The sequence below is a fragment of the Streptomyces sp. G45 genome, assembly GCF_049542095.1.
Taxonomy (GTDB): domain Bacteria; phylum Actinomycetota; class Actinomycetes; order Streptomycetales; family Streptomycetaceae; genus Streptomyces.
On sequence record NZ_JBMUZU010000001.1, the window covers coordinates 8,850,005 to 8,873,643 of the forward strand.

Sequence of the window (23,639 nt, forward strand, 5' to 3'; positions counted from 1 at the left end):
CCCGCGCCCGCCGCAACCTACAGGGGCTTGCGCAGCACGGTGCAGGGGCGGCCCGCGCCGAGGTCGTCACGCCGGTCGATGACCTCGTAGCCGAGCGCGGCCCAGAAGGCCGCCCCCTTCGGGTTGTTCGCCAGGACGGCGAGGCGCACGCCGGTGCGCCCCGCGGCCCGGAACCGCTCCTCGACGGCGCGTGCCGCCCGGCGCCCCCACCCGGCGCGCTGGACCCGCGCGTCGACGAGGAGCAGCCCGATCCACGGGTCGGGGTCGTCGGCCCGCACGGGGTGCTGGTCGAGCGTCACGGCGACGGCGACCAGGCGCCCTTCGGAGCGGGCGAGCAGCACCTGCGCGCCGGGCACGGCCAGTTCGTCGGCCAGCGCCCTGGCGACCTGCTCGGCGCGGATGTCGTACGGGTCGGGGAAGTCGCCGCTGAGCGCGAAGAACGCGTGGTTCGAGGCGTACAGGGCGGTGAGTTCGGTGAGCAGGGGGCCGGGCAGCGCGCCGTCCTCGGCGGGGGTGAGCGGTTCCAGGAACATGAGGGGAGGCTAGCCCGGCCACCGGGGCCCGGCCGCCCGGCACGGGACGGCACGCCCGCGCGGGCGCGGTGTCACCCGTTGAGGTGAGGTTGGCGGCGCGGCGGGGATGCGGGCGGCGGTGGTTGAGCAGGACAAATCCCTGTGGAGATCTGGCTGTTGAACAACCTGCCCACGTGGGCCCTCGCCGTGGTCATCGTGGGCGGCATGGTCACGCTCGCCGTGGCGGGCAGCGTGCTGGCCTACCGGTGGCGCCCCGCGCTCGCCGAGGGCGAGCACAACGACATGGTCGGCACGGGACTGAGCATGTTCGCCGCCATCTACGGGATCATCCTGGCCTTCGTCGTCGTGACGCTGTGGACCGAGGCGGACGAGGCCGAGACGGTGGTGGCCAACGAGTCGACGTACCTGGCGCAGATGGTCCGCGACGCCCGGGCGTTCCCGCCCGCCCCGCGCGCGCACCTGGAGGCGGCCGTCGGCGCGTACGTCCGCGCCGTCGCGGAGGTCCAGTGGCCCCTGATGCGGGAGGGGCGTCCCCGGTACGCGGTCACGGAGCGGGCCGTGGAGCGGATGTTCGCCGCTCTGCGCTCGTTCGAGCCGACGACGGAACGGGAGAAGACCTTCTACCGCGAGGTCGTCCGGGACATCAACAGGGTGGTCGCCGAGCGCCGCGCCCGGATCACCCAGGCCCGGCAGACGCTGCCAGCGGTGTTCAAGGTCCTGGTGTACGGGGGAGCGGTGGTGTTCATCCCGCTCACCTTCCTGTACGGCAACAAGAGCAGACAGGTACGGCTGCTGTTCGTCGGCTCGGTCGCCGCGCTCGTCAGCTTCAGCCTGCTCCTCGTCCTCGTGCTCGACCACCCCTTCTCCGGGGACATCAGCGTCTCCCCGGACGCCTTCAGACAGGGCGCCCTCGCCCGGTTCTGGCGGCCGTGACGCGGGTCGGGAACCAGTGGGTCGGGAACCAGCGAGTCGGGAACCAGTGGGCAGGAAACCACTGGTCACGCACGGGCGGGCTGGCCTAGGCTGCCACGTTCGACGTACGCGCGTACGCAAGCGGGCGTGCGCGGCGGCGAGAGGGACGAGAGGGACGTGAGAGAGGTGTCCGCCGTGAAGCGGCGAACCCAGCCGCCCGCCCGGAGGGTCCGGGAGCCCGGGCGGCGGTTCCAGAAGGAACACGATGTCCCGTACGGACAAGACCAAACCCCTGTGGGTACGCCACCGGGAGCACCGCCCGCGACCGGTGCATGACCACCGCGACGGCCCCTGCGACCTGCCGCCGCGCCCCACGCGCGAGGAGACCGGCACCCGCTGCCGCTGGGAGCACCCCGGAGCGCTGCTCTTCGGGCACACCTGCTGCTCGGGCTGTAGCGTGCGCGGCTGCAAGGAGGAGCGGCAGCGGGAGGACCGGAGCCGCAACCGCGGGGAGCGCTACGCGGGCCGACGCGAGGCCCGCCGGGCCCGGGGATTCACCGCCGCGCCACGGAGGGGGACGACGCCTGACCTGACCGGCCCCTGTCCTGGTGCCCTCCGGTGCGCGACCGGTGATCGGCTCCTGGGTGCCTTCGTATACTCACGCGCATGGCGTGCCGCATCAGTGAGCTGGTCCTGGACTGTGCCGACCCCGAGCGGCTCGCCGCGTTCTGGAGCGATGTCCTCGGCTATGTCGAACTCGGCCGCGAGGGCGACGGGAGCATCGAGATCGGGCCGCCGGACGCCGGTTCCGGCGGCCCGCGGCCCACGCTCGTCCTCAGCCCCAGCGGCGACCCGCGCCCGGGGAAGCTCCCCCTGCACCTCGACGTGAGCCCCACCGACCGCGACCAGGACGCCGAGCTGGAGCGGCTGCTCGCTCTGGGCGCCAGGCCCGCCGACGTCGGCCAGACCGGCACCGAGACCTGGCACGTCCTGGCCGACCCCGAGGGCAACGAGTTCTGCCTGCTGCGCACCCGGCTCCGGCCGCTGTGACCGCCCGGTCCGACCCCGGGGCGGCTGGGCGCGGTGCTGGTCCGGGCGCCGCCGCACGGCGCGTTCGGGTCACTTCCCGGGTGCGCCGGTCTCCTTGAGCGCGCCGTCGGCCAGGCGCAGCCACCGGTTCACGCCGATCTCGGTGAGGAACCGCTCGTCGTGGCTGATCACCATGAAGGCGCCCTGGTAGGAGTCGAGGGCGCTCTCCAACTGGCCCGCGCTGACCAGGTCGAGGTTGTTGGTCGGCTCGTCCAGCAGGAGCAGCTGCGGGGCGGGTTCGGCGCACAGGACGCAGGCCAGGGTGGCGCGCAGCCGCTCGCCGCCGGAGAGCACCGCGACCGGCAGGTGCGCTCGCGCGCCGCGGAACAGGAAGCGGGCGAGCAGGTTCATCCGCTCCGCCTCGGGCCGCTCGGGGGCGAACGCGGCGAAGTTCTCCGCCACCGTGCGCTCCGGGTCCAGCAGGTCCAGGCGCTGCGAGAGGTAGGCGATCCGGCCATCGCCGCGCCTGATCTCCCCGGCGTCCGGGGCGAGTTCACCGGTGACCAGGCGCAGCAGGGTGGTCTTGCCCGCGCCGTTGGGCCCGGTCAGGGCGATGCGCTCGGGGCCGCGCACGGACAGGTCGACGCCGCCGTCGGCGAACACGTCACGGCCGCCGAGGCGGACCCGCATCCCCTCGCCGAGGAAGAGGGTGCGCCCGGCGGGGACCCGCGTGTCGGGCAGGTCCAGGGTGATGCGCTGCTCGTCGCGCAGGGCGCGCCCGGCCTCGTCGAGCCGGGCCTTGGCCTCGTTGACCCGCGCCGCGTGCATCTGCCCGGCCCGGCCCGCGGACTCCTGGGCGCCGCGCTTCATGTTCCCGGCGAAGATCCGGGCAGACCGGCGCTCTTCAGGTTGCGGGCGGCGTTGCTGGCGCGCCGCTCGGCGCGTTCGCGGGCCTGCTGCATCTCCCGCTTCTCCCGCTTGAGTTCCTGCTCGGCGTTGCGGACGTTCTTCTCGGCGACCTCCTGCTCGGCGCGCACCGCCTCCTCGTACGCCGTGAAGTCGCCTCCGTAGAGGCGCAGTTCGCCGCTGCCGAGTTCGGCGATGCGGTCCATGCGGTCGAGCAGGGCGCGGTCGTGGCTGACGAGCAGCAGACAGCCGGTGAAGTCCGCAAGGACGTCGTAGAGGTGGTGCCGGGCGTCGAGGTCGAGGTTGTTGGTCGGCTCGTCGAGCAGGAGGACGTCGGGGCGCTTGAGCAGCTGGGCGGCGAGGCCGAGGGAGACGACCTGGCCGCCGCTGAGCGTGCCGAGCCGCCGGTCCAGGGCGAGCCCGCCGAGGCCCAGGCGGTCGAGCTGGGCGCGGGTGCGCTCCTCGATGTCCCAGTCGTCGCCGATGGTGGCGAAGTGCTCCTCGCTGACGTCCCCGGACTCGACGGCGTCAAGGGCGCGGATCACCTCGGCGACGCCCAGCACCTCGGCGACCGTGAGCTCGCTGGTCAGGGGGAGGCTCTGCGGCAGATAGCCGAGCGTGCCGCTGACCACCACCGATCCGGCGGCGGGCGTGAGGTGACCGGCGACGAGCTTGAGCAGGGTGCTCTTGCCGGAGCCGTTGGGCGCGACCAGGCCGGTGCGGCCGACGGGCACGGTGAAGGACAGGCCGTCGAAGACCGGCGTGTCGTCCGGCCAGGCGAAGGACAGGTTCGAGCAGACGATGGCGGCATCGGACATGGAGATGACCTCGGAGAATCGCGGGCAGGCAGACCTCTGCCCTGGCAGCGTGGGAGAAAAGGGGTACGACAGCGGGGCCACTGCGGCAGCGCTCTCACAGCGCCGTCCGGTGGCCGTCACATCCGGATCTCACCCGGAGATGTCGTCGTCACCCACCACGTCTGGGACTCCTCAAGTCAAACGGTCAAAGCCACCGGCAGGGTAACAGGAGCCACGGCCCGCTCGGCAAGTGCTTTTGGACCTCATGTGTGGGCGTCCGGTGCTGGTGTGGCGCCGGGCGGGACCAGGTGGGACCAGGCGGGACCAGGTGGGGCCGGTCCCCTGGCCGCTGGGGACGCGCCCGGCGTCCCAGGAGCGAGTGCCCAGGCGTCACCGCCCGGTCGGCCGTCAGCTGACCGGTGGGCGGCGGTCGGCCCAGGGGAGGGCGAGTTCGAGGGTGCGGGAGACCTGGAGGAGGAGGTCCTCGCGCCAGGGGGCGGCGACGAGCTGGACGCCGACGGGCAGGCCGGTGGCGGGGTCGTGGTGGACGGGGAGCGAGACGGCCGGTTGGCCGGTCACGTTGAACAGGGACGTGAAGACCGCCAGCGGATAGCTCTTCAGGACGGGCGTCAGGGGGTCGTCGCCCGGCTCCGCGCGCCAGAACCCGACCGGGGGCGGCAGGCACGCCATGGTGGGGGTGACGAGGAGGTCGAAGCTCTCGCGGAAGGCCTCGACGACGCGCCGCGACAGGTGCTGGGTCCGCCGCACGCCCTCGGCGTAGGTCCAGGAGTCGGTGGCGCGGGCGGCGGTGCGCAGGGCCCGGTTGTGGGGCTCGATGCCGTCGGGGTCCGCGAGGGCGACGCCGACGCCCGCGAGGTTGAGGATGCTGGTGAACGCCTTGACCAGCTCGTCGGTCGGCGGCAGCGGCAGGGCGGTGTCGAGGACGTGGTGACCTGCCGACTCCAGGGCCCGCAGGGTCGTGTCGACCGCGGCCAGGCACGCCGGGTCGACGTGCAGCCCGTCGACGGGAGGGGTGACCAGCACGCCGATCCGCAGGCCGCTCGGCGGGGCCTGGAACGCCGCGTCGGCGAACGACCGGCGCCGGTTCGGGGGCGACCACCAGGCGGCGGGGTCGTGGCGGGCGAGCACGTCGAGGACGGCCGCGGCGTCGGCCACCGTGTGGGTGAGGGCGCCGTGGGTGGCCAGGCCCTCGCTGTCGACGGTCGCGTTGGTGACCAGACCGCGGGTGGGCTTGAGCCCGACGAGGCCGGTGCACGACGCCGGGACGCGGATCGAGCCGCCGCCGTCGGCGCCGTGGGCCAGGGGAGCCATCCCGGAGGCGACGGCGGCGCCCGCGCCGCTGGACGACCCGCCCGGAGTGCGGTCCGGGTCCCACGGGTTGCGGGTGACGCCGAGGGCCTCGCTCTCGGCGAAGGACACGCTGCCGAACTCGGACGTGGTGGTCTTCCCGAGCAGCACGAACCCGGCGTCCAGGAGCCGCCGCACCACCGGCTCCGACGCGGCGGCCGGTACCCGGCTGGCGCCCGCGGAGCCGTGCGTCGTGGGCCATCCGGCCACGTCGACCAGGTCCTTGACCGGCAGCGGAACGCCGTGGAACGGCGGGAGTTCGTCGGGTGAGGCGGCCCGTACGACCGCGTCGGCCGCCGCGGCCGCGGCCTTGCGGACGTCGTGGTCGGCCCGGTGGCAGAACGCGTTGAGCCGGGGGTCGAGCGACTCGATCCGCTCCAGGAAGGCGTCGGCGACCTCGACCGGGCTCACCTCCTTGCGGCGTACGGCCGCGGCGAGTTCGACGGCGGGCGTGAACGGGTCGAGGGCGGACGCGGCCGGGACGGTGGCGGGCTTGGCCGGGGTGGCGGTGGGCTTGGCCGGGGTGGCGGTGGGCTTGGCCGGATCGGTGCTGGGCATGGACGGGTCGACGGCGTGGCGGGTCACGGGCTGTCCTCTCCGGGGCGGGCGCTGCCGCCCCCTGAGCGCGGTTCGCTGAGCCCTGCGCGAGGGCTCGCCGTGAGTGTCACCGCCCGCCCCGGCACCGGTCTTGGAAAAATGTCGCGAGGCCGCGCCGCCGCCGACCCGTAGCCTGGAACCATGCGCGACACCAGGGGAGTCGAGGGGGTCAGCGACGCCGCGACCAGGTGGGAGATCGCCACGCCAGCGGGGCCGGGCAGACTGCCCGGTGTCGGCATGGCGGGATTCCGCGACCGGTCCACGGACCTCGTCGACCTCCAGGTGGTGCCGTACCCGGCGGTCACCGTGGCCGTCGACCTGGGCGACGGGCGGGGCGGCGGCCTGCTCATCGAGGACGCCAGCGGCCGACAGCGGCGCGGCAGCGTCGCCCTCGGCCTCGCCCCCGGCCGCGTCCGGGCGCGTGGGCGGGGCATCGAATGCCTCCAGATACGGCTGTCACCAGTGGTCGCCCACGCGATGCTGGGCGCCCTGCCGGACCCGGGCGGGGAGGTGGTCGCCCTCGACGACCTCTGGGGCCGCGACGCCCCGCGCGTCCGGGAGCGACTGCGTGCCGCCGGGTCGTGGGAGGAGCGGTTCGCGATCGCGGAAGCCGCGCTGGCCCGAAGGCGTCAGGAGCGCCGGACGGTCGCCCCCGAAGTCGCCCACGCCTGGCGGCGGATGGTGCGCGGCCGGGGCCAGGTGCGGGTCGAGGCGCTGGCCGCCGAGGTCGGCTGGAGCCGTAAGCGGCTGTGGTCCCGGTTCCGCGGCCAGCTCGGCCTCACGCCCAAGCGCGCCGCCCGGCTGGTCCGCTTCGACCACGCCGTCCACCGCCTCGCCGCTGGTCACACCGCCGTCCGCGTGGCGGCGGAGAGCGGCTACGCCGACCAGTCCCACCTGCACCGGGACGTCATGGCCTTCGCCGGGGTGACCCCCGCGGCCGCCGCGGCCGCGCCCTGGCTCGCGGTCGACGACATCGCGTGGCCGACCGCCGCCCCCTGAGGCCACCCCACTGCGCCGGTCTCGCACCGGCCGACCTGGCGCGGACGACGGTGGCACCATCGCACCTCACGCTGCTGGGCCTGGTCCGGCACATGGCGGAGGTGGAGCGCCGCTGGTTCCGGCGGAACGTCGCGGGCGAGGCCGTCGGGGACGTCTTCAGCGGGCCGGGCGACGGCGACGAGGGCATCGACGGCGTGCGGGCGGAGTACGCGGAGCGGGACTTCGCCCGCTACCGGGCCGAGGTCGCCGCGTGCGACGCCGCGGCGCGCGGCCACGACCTCGACGAGACGTTCATGGGTCCGCGCGGCACGCTCCTGAGCCTGCGCTGGGTCCATGTGCTCCTGATCCAGGAGTACGCCCGCCACAACGGGCACGCGGACTTCCTGCGAGAGCGCGCCGACGGCGCGACGGGCGGCTGAGCGGACCCGTCCGAGCACGGGCGGCCCCTGCCGCACGGGGGACGGTCACATCTCGCGCTGGTCGAGCGGGCGAGTGGCGGGGCCCTGCACGACCCGCCCGTCCGTGGCGAACCGCGAGCCGTGGCACGGGCACTCCCAGGCGCGCTCGGCAGCGTTGAACGCGACCAGGCACCCCAGGTGCGTACAGCGTGCCGACACCGCGTGCAGCGCACCGTCGGCGTCCCGGTACACGGCCGTGCGCCGACCGTTCACGCGCACCACCGCCCCGCTGTCCGGGGCGAGCTGGTCCACGGAGTCGACCTGCGGGGACCGCAGCCGGTCGCCGACGAAGTGGCGGGCGACGTCGGCCTGGTTGCGTACGAGAGTGGGGGCGGAGCGCAGCACCGACCGGACCCGGCGGGGGTCGTACAGGTCCTTCCACGGCGGCACCGCGCGCCCCGTGATCAGCGCGGCCAGCAGCGAGCCCGCCATGATGCCGCCGCTCATGCCCCAGCCGCCGAAGCCCGTCGCCACATAGGTGTGCCGGGCCGCCGGGTGCAGCGGGCCCACCAGCGGGACGGTGTCGCTGGCGAAGGTGTCCTGGGTGGCCCAGCCGTAGCGGGGCAGGGTGCCGGGGAAGTGCTCGGCGGTCCACGCCAGCAGGTCGTCGAAGTGCCGTGACGTGTCGCCGGTGCCGGGAGTGAACTTCGCACCGGTGACGATCAGCAGGCGCTGCCCGTCCTCGTACGGAGCGGTGCGCACGGACCGGGTGTTCGCCTCCGGGGTGATGTACATGCCGTGCGGATCGCGGTCCTCGGGGATCGGCGCGGCCACGACGAACTCCCGGCGCGGCGCGAGCCGCGTGAACAGCAGCGCCCGGTCGAACACGGGGTAGTGCGTGGCGACGACCACGTCACGGGCGGTCACCCGCGCGCCGCTGCGGGTGGTCACCCGGCACGGCGTGCCCTCCTTCAACCCGGTCACGGTGGTGCGCTCGTGGATCAGGGCGCCCCGGGAGCGCAGGTCGGCGGCCAGCGCCAGCAGGTACTTGCGCGGGTGGAACTGGGCCTGCCCGGTCACCCGCACCGCCCCGGCAACCGCGAACGGCAGGCCCGTCTCGGTGACGAACGACGCGGGCAGCCCCGCCTCCCGCGCCGCGGCGGCCTCCGCCCGCAGCGTCCGCGCCAGGCGGCCGTCACACGCGTAGGTGTAGGCGTCCGCCCGCTCCTGCTCGCAGTCGGCGCCCGTCAGGTCGGACACCTCGAAGGCGTGCTCCACCGCCGCGGACTGCGACCGCGCGTACCAGCGGGTGGCCTCGGCGCCGCGGGTGCGCCGCAGCCGGTCGTACACCAAGGTGTGCAGCGCCGACAGCTTCGCCGTCGTGTGCCCCGTGACGCCCCCGGCGACGCGGTCCGCCTCCAGGACCGCCACGCCGAGCCCCGCCCGGGACACCTCCCAGGCCGTGCTCAGGCCCGCGATGCCGCCGCCGATCACGGTCACGTCGACGGTCACGTCCCGTTCGAGCGGCGGGTACGGCGTGCCGGGCGCCGACTCGATCCAGTACGAGCTGCCGAGGGGTGAGGTGTCGCTCATGCCTCCCGGGTCCCCCGAAACGCACACCTCACGCACCGGACGCGCCGACGGCGACGCCATGCCCCCGGCGCGGCCCACACATGGCGAGGGGGCGGCCGGGTACTCGGCGGCCATGAACACCCTCATCACCGCCCCCGCAGGCCCCACACAGCGGGAACCGGCACTCCCGTCCCCCAGGGGCCCGGTCTCCACTGCCGTGCTCGGCTACCTCCGCGACGCCGCGCACCCCCTGCCCGACCCGGCGCGGATCGCCGCCGCCGACCCCCTCGGCGACGACCTGAACCTCGCCCTGTACGCCTGCTACGAGCTGCACTACCGCGGCTTCGCCGACGTTCCGGCCGCCCGCGAGTGGGACCCGGGGCTGCTGCGCGCACGCGGGGAGCTGGAAAGGCTGCTGCTGGGCGAGCTGCGGGCCCGCGCCACCCGCCGCCAGGGCGCCCGCGACGCGCTGGACGAACTGCTTGTGGAGCCCGCCGACGGCGGTGGCGTCACGCACTTCCTGCGCGACCAGGGCGAGCTGTGGCAGCTGCGCGAGTACGCCGTGCACCGCTCGGTCTACCACCTGAAGGAGGCCGACCCGCACGCCTGGGTGCTGCCCCGCCTGCGCGGCCGGGCCAAGGCCGCGATGGCCGCCGTGGAGTTCGACGAGTACGGCGGCGGCCGCGCCGACCGCGTGCACGCCCGCCTGTTCGCCGACCTCATGGCGGACCTCGGCCTCGACCCCGCCTACGGCCGCTACCTCGACGCCGCGTCCGCGACGGCCCTTGCGCTGGTCAACCTGATGTCCCTGTTCGGCCTGCACCGCTCGCTGCGGGGCGCGCTCGTGGGTCACTTCGCCGCTGTCGAGACCACGTCGTCGCCCGGCTCCCGGCGCCTCGCCCAGGCACTGCGGCGCGTCGGCGCGGGCCAGCGGGCCGTGTTCTTCTACGACGAGCACGTCGAGGCCGACGCCGTGCACGAGCAGGTCGTACGGCACGAGGTCGTCGACGGCCTCCTGGAGGAGGAGCCGGAGCTGGACGCCGACGTCGCCTTCGGCGTGCACGCCACGGTCTGGCTGGAGGACCGCTTCGCCGACGAACTGCTCACGGCGTGGCGCACGGGCCGCTCCACACTGCGCGAGCGGGCGGCCCGTACGGAGGGGCGTACGGCGACACGCGCCGGGGGTGCGGCATGAGCGCGTCGCTGGTGACCCTGCCGGGCGTCTACGCCCCGCAGCACGACACGCGCCTGCTCGCCGAGGTCCTGCGCCACGAGCCTCTGCCACCGGGCACAGAAGTGCTGGACGTCGGCACCGGCACCGGCGCGCTCGCCCTGACCGCGGCCGCCCGCGGCGCGCGGGTGACCGCCGTGGACATCTCGCGGCTCGCGGTGTTCGTCGCCCGCCTCAACGCCTGGCGCAGGCGGGCACCGCTGCGGGTGCTGCACGGCGACCTGTTCGCGCCCGTCGCGCGGCACTCCTTCGACCTCATCCTCGCCAACCCGCCGTACGTGCCCGCCCTGGCCCCGCACCCGCCGCGGCGCGGGGCGGCCCGGGCCTGGGACGCCGGGTACGACGGGCGGTGCGTCCTGGACCGGATCTGCCGCACCGCCCCGGCACTGCTGCGCCCGGGCGGCAGGCTGCTCCTGGTGCACTCGGTCCTGAGCAGCCCCAGCCGCACGCTCGGGCTGCTCAGGCAGCACGGGCTGCACGCCGAGGTCGTGCGGCGCAGCTCGGTGCCCTTCGGGCCCGTGCTGACCGCGCGCCAGCAGTGGCTGCGCGACAGAAAGCTGCTCTCCGACAGCGCGACCTGCGAAGGGCTGGTGGTCGTCCGTGCCGTACGAAGCGACTGAACCGGTTGAGGAGCCCCGCCGCGAACCGGCCGAACCCGCCGGACCGGCTGAACCGGTCGAAGAGCCCCGCAGCGGTGCCCGCGTCACCCGCCTCACGGCCCGCCGCTGCGGCCCCCTGATGGTGGAGGGCCCCGTCGAGGTCACCCTCGACGACGGCAGCACCGTGACCTCGGACCGCTTCCAGGTCGCCGTGTGCACCTGCCGCCGCAGCCGCCGCTACCCCTGGTGCGACACCAGCCACCGGCGGACCCGCGGCGACCCCGGCGACCGCCCGTAGCCAGCGCGGCGCGGCGCGTCACCGCGAGCCGGTCAGCACGCCGCTGTCCACGTGCTTGAGGAGGTCGGCGGGCGTGGCGTACACGGCCGCGGCCCCGGCCTCCTCCAGGTCACGGCGGGGGATGCCGCCGCACAGCAGCGCGATGCCGCGCACGCCCGCCCGGCGGGCCGCGCGCATGTCCCACACCGTGTCCCCCACGAACACCGCCTCCTCGGGCGCGCAGCCCGCGATGTCCAGGGCCTGGTGCACGGGGTCGGGAGCCGGTTTGCCCGAGGAGACGTCGTCCGCGCTCGCGACACCGGCGATCACCTCGTCGGCGTCGATGGCCCGGCGCAGCGCCGACAGCTCACCGCCGCCCGCCGAGGTCGCGAGGACGATGCGCCACCCGCGCTCCGCGAGCGCGTACAGCAGGTCACGGGCGCCCTCCAGCGGGGCGAGCCGGTCGAAGTACGTGCCGTACAGGGTGCTGTGCGCGGAACTCAGCTCCTCGTCGCGGTCACGGTCGCGGCCGGGGCCGAGCAGATGGGCGATCAGGTCCGTCGAGCCGAGCCCGACGGCCCGGTGGATGTCGTGCGTGGCGACCCGCTCGCCCGCCTGCCGGAACGCCTCCCACCAGGTGACCACGTGCAGGTGGTTGGTGTCGGCGAGCGTCCCGTCGACGTCGAAGAGCGCTGCGCGGGCCACGGCGCTACGCCCCCTTGCCCTGGCCGTGCTTGCCCTGGTCGTGCCGGTGGGCGTCGCGCTGGGCTTCGGCGTTGGGGGTGAGCGCGTCCCCGGCCTCGCCGTCCTTGTCGGGGTCCCGCTCGTCGCCGGGACGGCGCGTCGCGGCGTCCTCGGCCTCCTCGAAGACCTCATCGGCGGCGGTCTCGGCGGGCCGCTCAGGCGTGGTCCGGTGGCCGTCGTGGTGCGTCATGCTGGTCCTCCCGAGGTCGATCGCGTGGTCGGTCGTGTGGTGGGTCGCGCGGGGCGTGTGTCCGCGGGGCCGTGTCCGTGGGGTGCCAGCCTCCGTCGGAAGGGAGGCCGCCACCACCGGAGCGGCGCGTACGGCCCCACGGGTCCGCGTCCCGATCACCGTCACCGTGTGCCCGTAGCCGCCGGGACGAATCAGGGAACGGCCGAACGGCCGCGCTCCGATCGGGCGTACCCCGCGTGTCGGCCGCGCCCGGCGCCCGCCCACCCCGGCCCCGTACGGCATCGTCACAGTGCCCCGCGCCCGCCCGCACCCCACGGGCCCCGCGCGGAGGCCGAGGAACCGGTGGACCAGCGGAGGGGAGCGATCAGGTGCGTGGCGGCGGCGCGATGGTCCTCACGGGGGTGCTGCTCGGCGCGCTGACGGGCTGCGGCACGCTCGCCGAGCGCGAGGACGCCGCCGGTGCGGCGGCGGCCCGGTTCGCGGGGAGCCTGCGCGCCGCGGACGCCGGGCGCGCCTGCGCGGCGCTGGCCCCCGGCACCGTCGAGGAGCTGGAGGAGAGCGCCGGGCAACCGTGCGTGCGCGCACTGCCGGACGCGGGCCTGCCCCCGGCGGGTGGCGTGCGGCACGTCGACGTGTACGGCGGCCAGGCGCGGGTCGTCACCGAGCGCGACACGCTCTTCCTGTCGTCCTTCCCCGGCGGCTGGAAGATCACGGCCGCGGGCTGCGTGCCGCGCGCCGACAAACCGTACCGCTGTCTGATCAAGGGTGGTTGACGCATGCGGACGCTGTTCACGCTGTATCTGGTGGTGGTGCTCGGCGGGCTCGCCTACTGCATGGTGCTGGGGCTGACGCAGCGGTGAGCCGGTTCCCCGTTTCCCGGGTCTTCCGCGTGTCCCGGGTTTCCCGCGGTTCCTTCGGTTCCTGCGCGACAACGGTCTGACGCTGGCCTTCGGGACCGGCTTCCTGCTGACCCTGGCGGGCCAGGCCGTCGCCGGGCGCGCCGAGCTGAACAACCGCCTCGTCGCCGAGGACCTGCACCCGGTGAGCTTCGGCGGCTACCTGCTGACCTCCGACTTCGCGGTGGACGTCACCGAGAACTGGCAGTCGGAGTACCTCCAGTTCTTCCTGTACATCTTCGGCACCGTCTGGCTGCTCCAGCACGGATCGCCCGAGTCCAAGGAGCTGGACAAGGCGGGTCCGGGCACCGACAAGGAGCAGAAGGTCGGCCGGTACGCGACGTCCCGGTCGCCGCGCTGGGCGGCCGTAGGCGGCCTGCGCCAGGCCTGGTACTCCCGGTCCCTCGGCATGGTGATGTGCACGCTGTTCCTGCTGTCCTGGCTGGCCCAGTCCGTGACCGGCGCGGCCGCCTACAACGAGGAGCACCTGCGGGAACTCCAGGCGCCGATCAGCTGGTCCGCCTACCTGACGGCCGCCGACTTCTGGGACCGCACCCTGCAGAACTGGCAGTCCGAGCTGCTCGCCGTGGGGTCGATGGCCATCTTCTCGGTCTATCTGCGCCAGCGCGGCTCACCGGAGTCCAAGCCGGTCGGAGCGGCCCACACATCGACCGGCGTCGAGGGCTGAGCCGGACCGCGACCCGTGGCGTGAACTGCCGGGACGTGCGGTGATCTGCCCGGGGTTGGGGTTGTGCCGGGACCGGACTCGTGGACAGAGTGGAGGAGCGGCCCATTTCGCGCGGCCCCGCCAGGGGCCGGGTGGTAGCCGTGTGCCGGGACGCTGCCCCGCGGTGCGGAAAGCCGTCGGCCTCGGTGGCCCCGACGCCTGCCAGCGGGCCGCACCGCCCGTGGAACGGACTCCTGTGGACCTCACGCCCGACCATGCCGCCGCCTCACGAGTGAACCTCCTGCTGGCCGAGGCCCAGCGGCTGCGTGCGCAGAACGAGCAGCTCCAGCAGGCCGTGACCTCGCACGCCGTGATCGACCAGGCCATCGGGGCCCTGGCGGTGCTCGGGCAGCTCCCGCCCGAGGAGTGCTGGCGCGTGCTGCGGGACGTGTCCCAGCGGGCCAACGTCAAGCTGCGTGCCGTCTCGGAGCACGTCCTCGCGTTCGCCCAGGGCGGCGACCTGCCCGAGGCGGAGCGGGACGAGCTGCGCCGGGCCATCGCCCGCTACCGCCGCCTGGCCGCGGTGACGGCGCCCGCCGAGCCGTCGCCCACCCCCTGACAGCGGCTACTCGTCGTCGGCCGCGCCGGTGATGTCGACGTGCGCCACCCCGTCGTCCTCGAACAGCTCGGCGGCCAGCCGCGCGGGATCACCCGTGCCCTCGACCTCCAGCGCCACCCGCGCGACGCGGTCGCTGCCGCCGGGCAGCCGTTCGACGTCGACCCGCAGGATGCGGAAGCCGCGCCGCGTGCAGATCCGCATCAGCCGCGGCAGCAGCGCCGCCCCCGTCCGGTAGGTCAGGCGCACCTCGAAGGCGCTCGCCGCGCCGCCGGGCACCAGACGCGGCAGCAGCCGCGGATAGCCCCGCACCACCAGGAAGTGCAGAGCGGTGGCGGCGAGCGCGAGCACGGGCAGACCGCCGCCGCAGGCCATGCCGACGGCGCAGGTCAGCCAGACGGTCGCGGCGGTGGTCAGTCCCCGTACCGCGTCCCGGCGCACGAAGATCAGGCCGCCGCCGATGAAGCCGATGCCCGAGACGATCTGCGCCGCCACCCGGGACGGGTCGAAGGAGACGCCGTCCACGCCGAGGACGCCGGAGAAGCCGTGCTGGGAGACCTCCATCATCAGGGCGCTGGCGACGCCGACCAGGGTGTGGGTGCGCAGGCCCGCGCTCTTCTGCTGCGCCGCCCGCTCCCAGCCGATGAGGCTCGAAAGCAGCAGCGCGAGACCCAGCTCCACGAGCTGCCGTGGCCCCTGCCCGTGCTGCATGTCCCACAACGGCGCCGCAAGCCCACTCACGCGTACCTCCCGATGGCTCCCGTCCTGGTGCTTCCTCTGCTGGCCGCTGCTACCCGGACTTCGCCCGAGCAGCCGGGCGATCTGGACGCCGCGGCCCGTCGTCCATCAGGCTCGGGCGTGCGGGCGAGGGCGTGATCCCTCGCCCGTGACAGTGACAGCGACAGCGACCGTGATGGTCGCAGTCGCAGTCGCAGTCGCAGTCGCAGTCGCAGTCGCAGTGTCGGTGTCGGTGTCGGGCTTCGGGCAGATCGGGGTGAGGGTTCGTGGTGACGCGGCGTACGGTGATCAAGGCGGCGGGTGCCGGGACGTTGGCGAGCGGGCTGTCCACGTCGGCCTGGGGCGCCTCCCGGGCGGCGGACGGCGACGTCCTGGCGGTGGTGGAGAAGAGCAGCCACGCGGTGAGCTTCTACGACGTGGGGTCGGGGCGGCGGCTGCGGAGCGTGGCGCTGCCCGACTATCCGCACGAGATGGTCGTCGACTCGCGCAGGCGCTTCGCCTACGTCGGGCACTACGGGGTGCGGATGTCGTCCTCCGTGGGCGAGGGCGGCGCCGCCGTCTTCGTCATCGACCTCGCCGAGCGGTCCCTGGCCCGGACCATCGACACCCGGCCCTTCAACCGCGTCCACGGCATGGGCATCGACCGCGAGGACCGCCTGTACGCGCTGAGCGAGGAGAAGGCGGTCCTGCTCGGCTTCGACCGTCCGGCCACCGACGAGGCACCGACGCGCGCGGTCCCCGCACACGGGGTGAAGACCCATCTGTTCACGCTCAGCCGCGACGGCGAACGCGCCTATGTCACCGGCCTGTTGTCGCACACGGTCAGTCTGGTGCGCCCGCACGACGCCGCCGTCCCGCCGCTCCTGGTGACCCCCGGTCAACTCCCCGAGAGTAGCTGCCTGAGCCGGGACGAGCGGACCCTGTTCGTGGGGGCCCGCAAGAGCTCCGCGCTCGTCGCCGTCGACGCGCGCACCCTGAAGGTACGCGACAGCCGGACCACGGGCGGAGACCCCCTGCGCGTCTACACCCTCGACGACGAGCGGCTGCTGGTGACGGACATCGCCCACAAGACCCTCACGCTGTGGAGCACCGACCTGCGCCCGCTGCGCTCCCTCCAGCTCGACGGCACCCCCGCCGCCGTGTCCCTTCACCCGGACAAGCCGCTGGCGTACGTGTCCCAGCTGGGCACCAACCGGGTCGGTGTCGTCGACCTGGACCGGCTGACCGAAGTCGGCGGCTTCGCCACCCAGCTGGAGCCGGACTCCTCCGTGCTGCTGCCCGCCTCGACCTGAGCGGCGGGCCCCCGTCCGGCGGCGGCCGACCGCGGTCACAGGAGGTAGGCGTACTCCTTGAACTCCCAGTCGGTGACGTACTCCTGGAACCGCTGGACCTCGTTGCGCTTGTACGCGAGGAAGGAGCGCACGAAGGGCGCGCCCAGCACCTCGGTGAGGTCGGTGTCGGCCTCCAGCGCGTCGAGCGCCTGGACGAGCGTGCCCGGCAGCCTGGCCGCGGTGCCCTCCTGGTAGCCGTAGCCGTCCAGCGGCTCGGGCGGCTCCCGCTTCTGCCGCAGGCCGAGGCCCACCGCGGCGAGGGTGCCCGCGACGGCGAGGTAGGGGTTGGCCGTGGCGTCGCCCAGGCGCAGCTCCAGGCGTGTGCCGGGGCCGCGCTCGGGAGGTACCCGCAGCATCGCGCTGCGGTTGTCGAGGCCCCAGTCGATCAGCCAGGGGGCGAGGGTGTGGGGGCCGAAGCGCTTGTAGGAGTTGACGGTCGGGTTCAGCAGGGCGGTGAGCGCGGGCGCGTGGGCGAGGACTCCGGCGATCGCGTGCCGCGCGGCGGCGGACAGTCCGTGCGGGCCGCCCGGGTCGGCGAAGACGTTGCGGCCGTCGGCGTCCACCATCGACAGGTGCAGATGGAAGCCGGAGCCGCCCTCCGCGTTGAAGGGCCTGGCCATGAAGGTGGCGAGACGCCCCTCCGTACGCGCGATCTCCTTGATGGCCGACTTGAAGAGGAACGCCCGGTCGGCGGCGTCGAGGGCCTCCGAGTAGTCGAGGTTGACCTCGAACTGGCCGCTGTCGAACTCGCGGTTCCCGGCGGTCGCGCCGACCTGAAGCTCCCTCAAGTGCCGTATCGTGCGCAGCAGATGACCATCGGGGTCGCCCCGCAGCCCGGCGCTGTACACATTGCCGGGGCCCCGCCCGTACGGCGACCAGCCGGTGACCGAGCCCTCGTCGCGCTCGCACAGGTAGTACTCCAGCTCGGGGCCGACCAGCGGGCGAACCTCGCCGCCGCTCCAGTCGAGGACGGCGCGCAGCAGGTCGCGCGGGACTCGACGGCCGGGTTGCCCGTCGCCGGGTCCAGCGCGTCGCCCAGGCACCAGGCGACGCCGGGTTCCCAGGGCAGCGCGCGCACGGTGTCCAGGTCGGGCCGGACCGAGATGTCCGGCATCCCGGCCGCCAGGCCCCCCGGCATGGGAATGGTGTCGCCCTGCGGGCTGGTGTGGTAGACGGCGCGGCAGAACGCCAGTCCGTGCTCGGCGGTGGTGGCGAGGTGGTCCAGGAGGACGTCGCGGGCGCGGTCGGCGCCGAGCAGGTCGGGGTAGACGACCCGCACCACGTCGATGTTCCGCGTGCGCAGCGCCGCGACGGCCTGCCGGGTTCGCTCACCGTGTGCCGGGCTGTCTTCGCTCACCCTGTCCAGCCTTCCTGCGGGGCCTGTTCGCGGGCTCACCCCGGGTGTCGTTTGAGGTCAAACAGTAGGGAGCGGGGGGAGCGCAGCGCAAGAGGCTGCGGGGAATCGCCGGGGAGGGTGCGGGAGCGGGACGGCACGCACCCCTCCGGGAAGGGGCGCGGAGATCCACTCCGCGAAGGAGCGCGGAAATCCATGGACGAGGCCATGGAAGATCACGTACTGTGTGGCCTCACGCCCTGAGACGAATGGAAGGAGGCGAGTGCCGTGCGGTTCACACCTTTCCAGCGCTCCCTCATCCGGTGTCCCGGCGTGGTTCGTCAGTTCTGACCGGGAGCGCTCCAAGCAGCCTGTATCCCGGAGGAATCCATGACCGATCTGGTCATCCGCGCGCTCTCCGCGAGCGACGCCCAGCTGTTCGACGCACTGCCCGACCCCCTGGGTGCCCGTGAGGCTCACCGGCGCACCCGGTTCCGCCCCGACTGGAAGCGCGTCGCCCTGCGCGACGGCGAGGTCGTCGCACGCGGCGCCTGGTGGGGCGGTCCCGACGACGCGGAGCCCATCAACATCAACTGGTTCGACGTGGCCGAGGGCGAGGAGGAGGCCGGGGCCGCGCTCTTGCGCTCTGCCCCCCAGCAGGTCGAACTGGAGATCAACCTGCCCGGCGGCTGGCGGGAGGACCCCGCCCTGCGCGCGGCCGCCGAGGCGCGCTTCGCCGCCGCGCGAGCCGCCGGGTACGCACTCCTGGTGGAGCGCTTCCTGTACCGCTGGACCCCGGAGCGGGGCCTGCCCGAGCGGCCCGGGCGCCTGCGCTTCACCGCCGAACCCGACGACGCGGTGTTCTTCGACGCGCTGCGCCGCATCCACTCCGCCACCCTGGACGCCCACGCGCTCAAGGCCATCGAGGAGGGCGGCCTCGACCAGGCCGCCCAGGAGGAACTCGACTTCTTCCACTGGTGCCCCTCCCCACGGGAGTGGTGGCAGACCGCGCACACCCCGGAGGGCGAGCTGGTCGGCATCCACATCCCGGCCCGCAACCACTCCGGCCCGATCGTCGGCTTCATCGGAGTCGTCCCGGAGCAGCGCGGGCACGGCTACGCCTACGACCTCCTCGTGGAGTGCGCCCACTTCCTGGTCGAGCGGGGCGCGGAGTTCATCACGGGGGCCACCGACCAGGGCAACGTCCCCATGGCCGCGCAGTTCGCCAAGGCGGGCTTCCCCGTCGTCCGTGAACGCATCAACTACCACCCGGCGGTCCGAGCCTCCTAAGGAGTAGACGGGTGAGCGGTCCGGCCAGGGGCAGGCCCGGACCGCTCATCCGCGCCCGGCGGCCCGCCCGAGGCCCGACCGCGCCCCTCACGCCCGTGGAACCACCGAGAACTCGAACGGCACATACCCCGCGTCCACCACGTTCGTGCCGCCGTCCACCGTCAGCGTCGCGCCGTTGACGTACGACGACCGCGGGCCGAGCAGCCACAGGACGGCGTCCGCCACCTCCTCCGCGCGGGCCGCGCGGCGCTGTGGCACCAGGGCCGTGACCTGCGCGTACGCCTCGTCAAGGGAAGCGCCGTCGGTGAACTCGCGCATCTCCTCGTCCGCCATCTCCGTGCGCGTCCAGCCCGGGCAGACCGTGTTGGCGCGCACCCCGCGCGGTCCGAACTCCGTCGCTATGGCGTTCGTCAGCATCCCCGCACCCGCCTTGGACGCGGCGTACGCGCTCGCACCACCCGGGGCGCGCAGCGCGGCGATGGAGCCCACCGTGACGAACGCGCCCCGCGTGGCGATGAGATGGGGCAGGGCCGCGCGCGCCAGCAGGAAGACGGAGGTGAGGTTGGTGCGCAGGGTGGCGTCCCAGTCCTCGTCGCTGACTTCGAGCAGCCCGCCGGGGCGCAGGATCCCGGCGTTGGCGACCACGCCGTCAAGCCGCCCGTGGTCACGCACCACGGCCGCGACCAGCTCCTCGACCTCGTCGCGTACGGTGACGTCGGCGACGTACGGCGTGGCGCCGCACCGGTCCGCGACCGCGCGCAGCGCCTCAGCGCGCCGGGCGCACGCGGCGACGCGCGCCCCTTCCTGCGCGCCGCGCACGGCGACGGCCGCGCCGATCCCGCTGCTGGCCCCGGCCACGAGCAGGACGCGCGAGTCTGACTGGTCGGTCTGGGTCATGGGGAACTCCCTGTCGAGTGACGGCGGTTCGGTGGCGCGGGACGGGCGCGGGACGGGCGCGGGACAGGTGCGGCGAAGAGGGTGGCGCGAAGCGGGTGCGCGGGCGCCGCCGGGCGGTCCCCGCGAGGGGAGGAGCGGCGGGTCGGCGGAGGCCGGGTTATCGTTTGAGCCCGTAAGGGTCACGCACGGCAGCGGTCGTACGGCAGCGGACGGAACCCGCCCGGGGGCGCGGGGGACGGCGAGAGAGACGCGGGAGAACACGACGTGACGGGGCACCGTTCCATCCGGGAGACCGAGAAGGCCGTCCAGGCCAAGCTGGGTGACACGCCGATCCAGCACGTGCAGATGGTCGCGGTGGCGAACATCTACCGGGCCGCCGCAGCGGTGCGGCAGCACTTCGAGAACTCCGTGCTGCGCGGCGCCGAGCTGACCTGGACCTCGTTCGTCGTGCTGTGGGTGGTCTGGATCTGGGGCGAGACGGAGACCCGCCACGTGGCCGAGGAGGCGGGCATCTCCAAGGGCACCCTGACGGGCGTGGCCCGCACGCTCCAGCGCCGCGGCCTGCTCGAACGCAACAGCCACCCCACCGACGGGCGCCTGGCGCTGCTGCGGCTGACCGAGGACGGCGAGCGGCTGATGGCCGAGGTGTTCCCCGCCTTCAACGCCGAGGAGGTCTTCGTCGCCGACCGGCTCACCGACGACGAGTGCCGCACGCTCGCCGACCTGTTGCGGAAGATCGTGACGCAGACGGAGGAGAACGGCGAGGAGCGGCGCCTCGCCCTCCTCGACGGCGCCGAACCCCGACCCCGGCGCAGCGGACGCCGCCCGTCCCGCGACTGAGCCGCCGGACGTCGGCCCCGGGACCCGCGCCGCCGAGCCGCGCCCGGGGCCCGACTCCTGCGCGCCGACGCCGGTCAGCGGAGCCGCCCGCCGCCGACCCGCACAGGTCCGCCCGGCATGTCGGCCGCGCCTCTCGCCTCTGTCACGGACACCCCTTGGGCACCCCTCCCGTGTGACGTTTGGGGTCAAAGGATAGCCCTGGGGCCCCGCCGTGGAAGGGGGTTGACCGTCCGGATCGGGCCACCTATCTTGTTTGGGCTCAAATGACAAGGAGGTCGCGATGGCTCCACCCTCCGCGCCCGCGCCGGACCCCGTGCCCGCACCGGGACCCGCGGCGCGCCCGGCCGCCCCGGCGCCCGAGGAACGGCAGGGCCATGGGTGAGGTCGTCGGGGCCGGACTGCTCGCCCACGTCCCCACCATCGTGCTGCCCGAGTCCAGCCGCCTGGAGCTGAACGAGGGCCGCGAGGTCAGCCTCGTACCGGGACTTCGCGCCCTGCGCCAGGAGGTCTTCGAGACCCTCGACTACGACACGGTCGTCGTCCTGGACTCGCACTGGGCGACCACCGTGGAGTTCGTCATCGCCGCCCAGGAGGCGCGCACCGGGCTCTACACCTCCGACGAACTGCCGCGCGGCATGTGCCGCATGCCCTACGACTTCCTCGGCGACCCCGAACTCGCCCACGCCGTCGCCTCGTTCGCCGACCGGCACGGCACCTGGATCACTCCGATCGCCGACCCCTACCTGCCGATCCACTACGCCACCGTCAACCTGTGGACGTACCTCGGCAAGGGGCTGCCCGACAAACGGTGGCTGTCCGTCGGGGTGTGCCAGACCGGGGACGCCGAGGACCACCTGCGGCTCGGCCGCGCGCTCGCCGACGGCGTCGCCGCGCTGCCGGACCGCAAGGTCGTACTCATCGCGTCCGGCGCGCTCTCGCACACCTTCTGGCCCCTGCGCGAACTGCGCGCCCACGAGGCCAGCGACCCCGCGCACATCCGCACGCCCGAGGCCCGTGCCGCCGACGAGGAGCGCATCGCCTGGCTGCTGCGCGGCGACCACGCGCGGGTGCTGCGCACCATGCCTCAGTTCGCCGCCCACCGGCCCGAAGCGGGCTTCGGCCACTATCTGATGATGGCGGGCGCCCTCGGCGAGGAGCGCCTGACCGCACCCGCGCGCGCCTACAGCGCGTACGAGAACTCCATCGGCACCGGCCAGATCCACCTGTGGTTCGACCGCCCCGCAGACGGCTGGACCGCGTGCGGGCCGGACCAGCGGGCGCCGTGAACGCCGCCCGCGGGCACCGAGGGCACAGCCCCTGACCCGGTCGGCGCCTCACGCCTGCGTCGGCTCCGGCGGCGCCGACACCGCCTCGCCGGGCACGGCCGACGGCGCCGCCACGGCCGTGGCGGCGAACAGCCCGTCCACGCGCCCGCGCTCCGCCGCGTCCTGCGGGAAGGCGTACGCGCACCCGACGTACACCACGAGGTTCAGGGCCATCCCCACGACACCCGACGTCAGGCCGTCCAGCCAGGGAATGGACGTGGGGTACGCCGCCGAGAGACCGGCGGCGACACAGAAGCCCACCACGGTTCCCGCGACCGTGCCGATCCGGTTGCCGCGCTTCCAGAACAGGCCGAGGAACTGCGGCACGGCGAGCTGCACCACCCCCTGGTACGCCATGATCGACAGCGTGATGAGGTTGCTCAGGCCGATGTTGGCGACCAGCGCGGCGGCCACCGTGTAGACGGCGATGGAGATCTTCGCCGTCACCAGCCGCCCCTTGTCGTTCATCGGCCGGTACACCGCGACCAGGTCGTTGGAGATGAGCGTGCCCACGGACTGGAGCACCCCGTCGGCCATGCCGATCTGCGCGGCCAGCACGCACAGGGCGATGGCGATGATGACCCACGGGCCGCCGATCCGCTCGCCGAGGGTGAACAGGGCGTGGTCGGGGTTGTCGGACACGCCCGGAAGCGTCCCGGACAGCAGCGCGGCGGTCAGCAGCAGCCCGGCGAACACCAGCGAACAGGGCATCGCGAGCACCGCGGACCGCTTGACGCTGCGCACCCCGTCCGCGGTGAACAGCCGCACGAACATCCCCGACAGGCACCAGCCGCCCACCGAGCCGGTGAACGTCAGCGCGAACAGGTACAGGCCGCCGCTGCCGCCGCCGTCCACGGGCAGCGAGAGCGCTTCCACGGGCAGGTGCGCGAACCCGTGGCCCTGCGCGACGAGATAGACGATGAGCCCCACCAGCAGCACCGAGCCGAAGACGTAGGCGATCATCCCCTGGTAGAAGTCCGTGACGACCACGCCGCGCATGCCCATGCGCACCGTCCAGAACTGCCGCGCCACCAGCACGAGCACGCCCGCGAGCACCGACTGCGAGTAGCTGAGGTGCCCGAAGGAGATATAGAAGAAGATCAGCCCCATGGCCTGCATCCCGATCACCGTCATCGGGAAGTTCACCAGGACCTGGATCAGCGCCGGGACCGTCCGCGACGAGGTGCCGCCGTAGCGCAGGCCGAACAGGTCGGACTGGGTGCGCAGGCCGTGCCGCGCGCCCCACATCCACACCCGCCGGGACATCAGATACATCAGCAGGTAGGCGAACAGGCCGTAGATCAGCAGGTGGAAGCCGATCACCCCGCTGCCCGCCGCGAGGCCCGCGTCGGCGATGAACACCGAGCCGGGGAACCAGGTGTTGAGGACCGACATGGTCTGGTAGCCGCTGCCGAAGCTGCGCCCGCCCACCGCGTAGTCGGTGAAGTCCGCGTCGTGCTGGCGGTGCAGACGCAGGGTGAGGAGCACTCCCGCGAAGAAGAGCGCCACCATGCCGTAGCCGAGGACCACATTCACTGGGGACGAACCCCTCTC

22 protein-coding genes and 2 pseudogenes are annotated in these 23,639 nt (G+C 74.0%); 14 read left to right on the forward strand and 10 right to left on the reverse strand.

Annotated features, from left to right (window positions below; genetic code table 11):
• Nucleotides 1–17: 17 nt before the first annotated feature.
• On the reverse strand, nt 18–533 hold the full coding sequence (locus tag ACOBQU_RS37620; RefSeq protein ID WP_423633759.1) for a GNAT family N-acetyltransferase: 516 nt from the start codon (nt 531–533) through the stop codon (nt 18–20).
• Between the two features lie 141 nt (nt 534–674).
• On the opposite strand from ACOBQU_RS37620, the gene ACOBQU_RS37625 reads away from it, so the two are divergent.
• Nucleotides 675–1,466 (forward strand): hypothetical protein, encoded by a 792-nt coding sequence (locus ACOBQU_RS37625; protein WP_423633761.1) that lies wholly within the window; start codon nt 675–677, stop codon nt 1,464–1,466.
• Between the two features lie 645 nt (nt 1,467–2,111).
• A complete protein-coding gene (locus ACOBQU_RS37630) occupies nt 2,112–2,495 on the forward strand; it encodes a VOC family protein (RefSeq protein WP_423633763.1) in 384 nt (127 codons plus the stop codon).
• Between the two features lie 69 nt (nt 2,496–2,564).
• Here ACOBQU_RS37630 and ACOBQU_RS37635 read toward each other — a convergent pair.
• Together ACOBQU_RS37635 and ACOBQU_RS37640 are read right to left on the reverse strand one after the other, a co-directional pair.
• Nucleotides 2,565–4,198, reverse strand: a pseudogene (locus ACOBQU_RS37635) (ABC-F family ATP-binding cassette domain-containing protein).
• Between the two features lie 387 nt (nt 4,199–4,585).
• The gene (locus tag ACOBQU_RS37640) at nt 4,586–6,130 is read right to left on the reverse strand and encodes an amidase (protein WP_423633765.1); all 1,545 of its coding nucleotides are present in this window, start codon (nt 6,128–6,130) and stop codon (nt 4,586–4,588) included.
• 153 nt (nt 6,131–6,283) lie between these two features.
• On the opposite strand from ACOBQU_RS37640, the gene ACOBQU_RS37645 reads away from it, so the two are divergent.
• Both ACOBQU_RS37645 and ACOBQU_RS37650 read left to right on the forward strand, forming a co-directional pair.
• Nucleotides 6,284–7,141 (forward strand): helix-turn-helix domain-containing protein, encoded by an 858-nt coding sequence (locus ACOBQU_RS37645; RefSeq protein WP_423633767.1) that lies wholly within the window; start codon nt 6,284–6,286, stop codon nt 7,139–7,141.
• A gap of 50 nt (nt 7,142–7,191) precedes the next feature.
• Nucleotides 7,192–7,560, forward strand: a complete 369-nt coding sequence (locus tag ACOBQU_RS37650) for a DUF664 domain-containing protein (RefSeq protein WP_423633769.1) — start codon at nt 7,192–7,194, stop codon at nt 7,558–7,560.
• 45 nt (nt 7,561–7,605) lie between these two features.
• Here ACOBQU_RS37650 and ACOBQU_RS37655 read toward each other — a convergent pair whose 3' ends face one another.
• Complete coding sequence (locus ACOBQU_RS37655; RefSeq protein WP_423633771.1) at nt 7,606–9,132, reverse strand: FAD-dependent oxidoreductase; 1,527 nt, start codon at nt 9,130–9,132, stop codon at nt 7,606–7,608.
• Nucleotides 9,133–9,244: 112 nt separating this feature from the next.
• On the opposite strand from ACOBQU_RS37655, the gene ACOBQU_RS37660 reads away from it, so the two are divergent.
• From ACOBQU_RS37660 to ACOBQU_RS37670, 3 genes are read left to right on the forward strand one after another with little or no spacing between them, the layout of a single operon-like run.
• Nucleotides 9,245–10,306: an iron-containing redox enzyme family protein gene (locus tag ACOBQU_RS37660; RefSeq protein ID WP_423634978.1), complete on the forward strand. Its 1,062-nt coding sequence runs from the start codon at nt 9,245–9,247 to the stop codon at nt 10,304–10,306.
• Nucleotides 10,303–10,962: a HemK2/MTQ2 family protein methyltransferase gene (locus ACOBQU_RS37665; protein ID WP_423633773.1), complete on the forward strand. Its 660-nt coding sequence runs from the start codon at nt 10,303–10,305 to the stop codon at nt 10,960–10,962. Before ACOBQU_RS37660 ends, ACOBQU_RS37665 begins: the two co-directional genes overlap by 4 nt.
• Nucleotides 10,943–11,239, forward strand: coding sequence for a CDGSH iron-sulfur domain-containing protein (locus ACOBQU_RS37670; RefSeq protein WP_423633774.1), 297 nt, complete (start codon nt 10,943–10,945; stop codon nt 11,237–11,239). Before ACOBQU_RS37665 ends, ACOBQU_RS37670 begins: the two co-directional genes overlap by 20 nt.
• 18 nt (nt 11,240–11,257) lie before the next feature.
• Here the strand turns inward: ACOBQU_RS37670 and ACOBQU_RS37675 are convergent, their stop codons facing one another.
• Nucleotides 11,258–11,923, reverse strand: a complete 666-nt coding sequence (locus tag ACOBQU_RS37675) for an HAD family hydrolase (RefSeq protein WP_423633776.1) — start codon at nt 11,921–11,923, stop codon at nt 11,258–11,260.
• Nucleotides 11,924–11,927: 4 nt separating this feature from the next.
• Nucleotides 11,928–12,152 (reverse strand): hypothetical protein, encoded by a 225-nt coding sequence (locus tag ACOBQU_RS37680; protein ID WP_423633778.1) that lies wholly within the window; start codon nt 12,150–12,152, stop codon nt 11,928–11,930.
• Nucleotides 12,153–12,520: 368 nt separating this feature from the next.
• On the opposite strand from ACOBQU_RS37680, the gene ACOBQU_RS37685 reads away from it, so the two are divergent.
• From ACOBQU_RS37685 to ACOBQU_RS37695, 3 genes are all read left to right on the forward strand, one after another.
• Entirely contained in the window at nt 12,521–12,925 is a 405-nt protein-coding gene (locus tag ACOBQU_RS37685) for a hypothetical protein (RefSeq protein WP_423633780.1), read from the forward strand.
• 148 nt (nt 12,926–13,073) lie between these two features.
• On the forward strand, nt 13,074–13,736 hold the full coding sequence (locus ACOBQU_RS37690; RefSeq protein ID WP_423634980.1) for a DUF6766 family protein: 663 nt from the start codon (nt 13,074–13,076) through the stop codon (nt 13,734–13,736).
• A gap of 235 nt (nt 13,737–13,971) precedes the next feature.
• Entirely contained in the window at nt 13,972–14,334 is a 363-nt protein-coding gene (locus tag ACOBQU_RS37695) for an ANTAR domain-containing protein (RefSeq protein ID WP_423633782.1), read from the forward strand.
• Nucleotides 14,335–14,340: 6 nt separating this feature from the next.
• On the opposite strand, the gene ACOBQU_RS37700 is transcribed toward ACOBQU_RS37695, so the two are convergent.
• The gene (locus ACOBQU_RS37700; RefSeq protein ID WP_423633784.1) at nt 14,341–15,072 is read right to left on the reverse strand and encodes an MgtC/SapB family protein; all 732 of its coding nucleotides are present in this window, start codon (nt 15,070–15,072) and stop codon (nt 14,341–14,343) included.
• 263 nt (nt 15,073–15,335) lie between these two features.
• Between ACOBQU_RS37700 and ACOBQU_RS37705 the strand changes: the two genes are divergently transcribed.
• A complete protein-coding gene (locus tag ACOBQU_RS37705) occupies nt 15,336–16,361 on the forward strand; it encodes a YncE family protein (protein WP_423633786.1) in 1,026 nt (341 codons plus the stop codon).
• 35 nt (nt 16,362–16,396) lie between these two features.
• On the opposite strand, the pseudogene ACOBQU_RS37710 reads toward ACOBQU_RS37705, so the two are convergent.
• Nucleotides 16,397–17,703: pseudogene (locus tag ACOBQU_RS37710) on the reverse strand (glutamine synthetase family protein).
• Between the two features lie 420 nt (nt 17,704–18,123).
• On the opposite strand from ACOBQU_RS37710, the gene ACOBQU_RS37715 reads away from it, so the two are divergent.
• Complete coding sequence (locus tag ACOBQU_RS37715; protein ID WP_423633787.1) at nt 18,124–19,023, forward strand: GNAT family N-acetyltransferase; 900 nt, start codon at nt 18,124–18,126, stop codon at nt 19,021–19,023.
• Nucleotides 19,024–19,110: 87 nt separating this feature from the next.
• On the opposite strand, the gene ACOBQU_RS37720 is transcribed toward ACOBQU_RS37715, so the two are convergent.
• Nucleotides 19,111–19,920, reverse strand: coding sequence for an SDR family NAD(P)-dependent oxidoreductase (locus ACOBQU_RS37720; RefSeq protein WP_423633789.1), 810 nt, complete (start codon nt 19,918–19,920; stop codon nt 19,111–19,113).
• Nucleotides 19,921–20,184: 264 nt separating this feature from the next.
• Here ACOBQU_RS37720 and ACOBQU_RS37725 point away from each other — a divergent pair, with 264 nt between their 5' ends.
• Nucleotides 20,185–20,760 (forward strand): MarR family winged helix-turn-helix transcriptional regulator, encoded by a 576-nt coding sequence (locus ACOBQU_RS37725; RefSeq protein ID WP_423633791.1) that lies wholly within the window; start codon nt 20,185–20,187, stop codon nt 20,758–20,760.
• A gap of 374 nt (nt 20,761–21,134) precedes the next feature.
• Nucleotides 21,135–22,046, forward strand: coding sequence for a catechol 1,2-dioxygenase (locus tag ACOBQU_RS37730; protein WP_423633792.1), 912 nt, complete (start codon nt 21,135–21,137; stop codon nt 22,044–22,046).
• Between the two features lie 48 nt (nt 22,047–22,094).
• Here the strand turns inward: ACOBQU_RS37730 and ACOBQU_RS37735 are convergent, their stop codons facing one another.
• On the reverse strand, nt 22,095–23,621 hold the full coding sequence (locus ACOBQU_RS37735) for a sodium:solute symporter family protein (protein WP_423633794.1): 1,527 nt from the start codon (nt 23,619–23,621) through the stop codon (nt 22,095–22,097).
• Between the last annotated feature and the right edge of the window lie 18 nt (nt 23,622–23,639).

Bases quoted from the DNA above. Each gene is read 5' to 3' on its own strand.
- ACOBQU_RS37620 (WP_423633759.1), bottom strand. From the start codon at position 533: ATGTTCCTGGAACCGCTCACCCCCGCCGAGGACGGCGCGCTGCCCGGC.
- ACOBQU_RS37630 (WP_423633763.1), top strand. From the start codon at position 2,112: ATGGCGTGCCGCATCAGTGAGCTGGTCCTGGACTGTGCCGACCCCGAG.
- ACOBQU_RS37645 (WP_423633767.1), top strand. From the start codon at position 6,284: ATGCGCGACACCAGGGGAGTCGAGGGGGTCAGCGACGCCGCGACCAGG.
- ACOBQU_RS37655 (WP_423633771.1), bottom strand. From the start codon at position 9,132: ATGAGCGACACCTCACCCCTCGGCAGCTCGTACTGGATCGAGTCGGCG.
- ACOBQU_RS37660 (WP_423634978.1), top strand. From the start codon at position 9,245: ATGAACACCCTCATCACCGCCCCCGCAGGCCCCACACAGCGGGAACCG.
- ACOBQU_RS37665 (WP_423633773.1), top strand. From the start codon at position 10,303: ATGAGCGCGTCGCTGGTGACCCTGCCGGGCGTCTACGCCCCGCAGCAC.
- ACOBQU_RS37680 (WP_423633778.1), bottom strand. From the start codon at position 12,152: ATGACGCACCACGACGGCCACCGGACCACGCCTGAGCGGCCCGCCGAG.
- ACOBQU_RS37715 (WP_423633787.1), top strand. From the start codon at position 18,124: ATGACCGATCTGGTCATCCGCGCGCTCTCCGCGAGCGACGCCCAGCTG.
- ACOBQU_RS37720 (WP_423633789.1), bottom strand. From the start codon at position 19,920: ATGACCCAGACCGACCAGTCAGACTCGCGCGTCCTGCTCGTGGCCGGG.
- ACOBQU_RS37730 (WP_423633792.1), top strand. From the start codon at position 21,135: ATGGGTGAGGTCGTCGGGGCCGGACTGCTCGCCCACGTCCCCACCATC.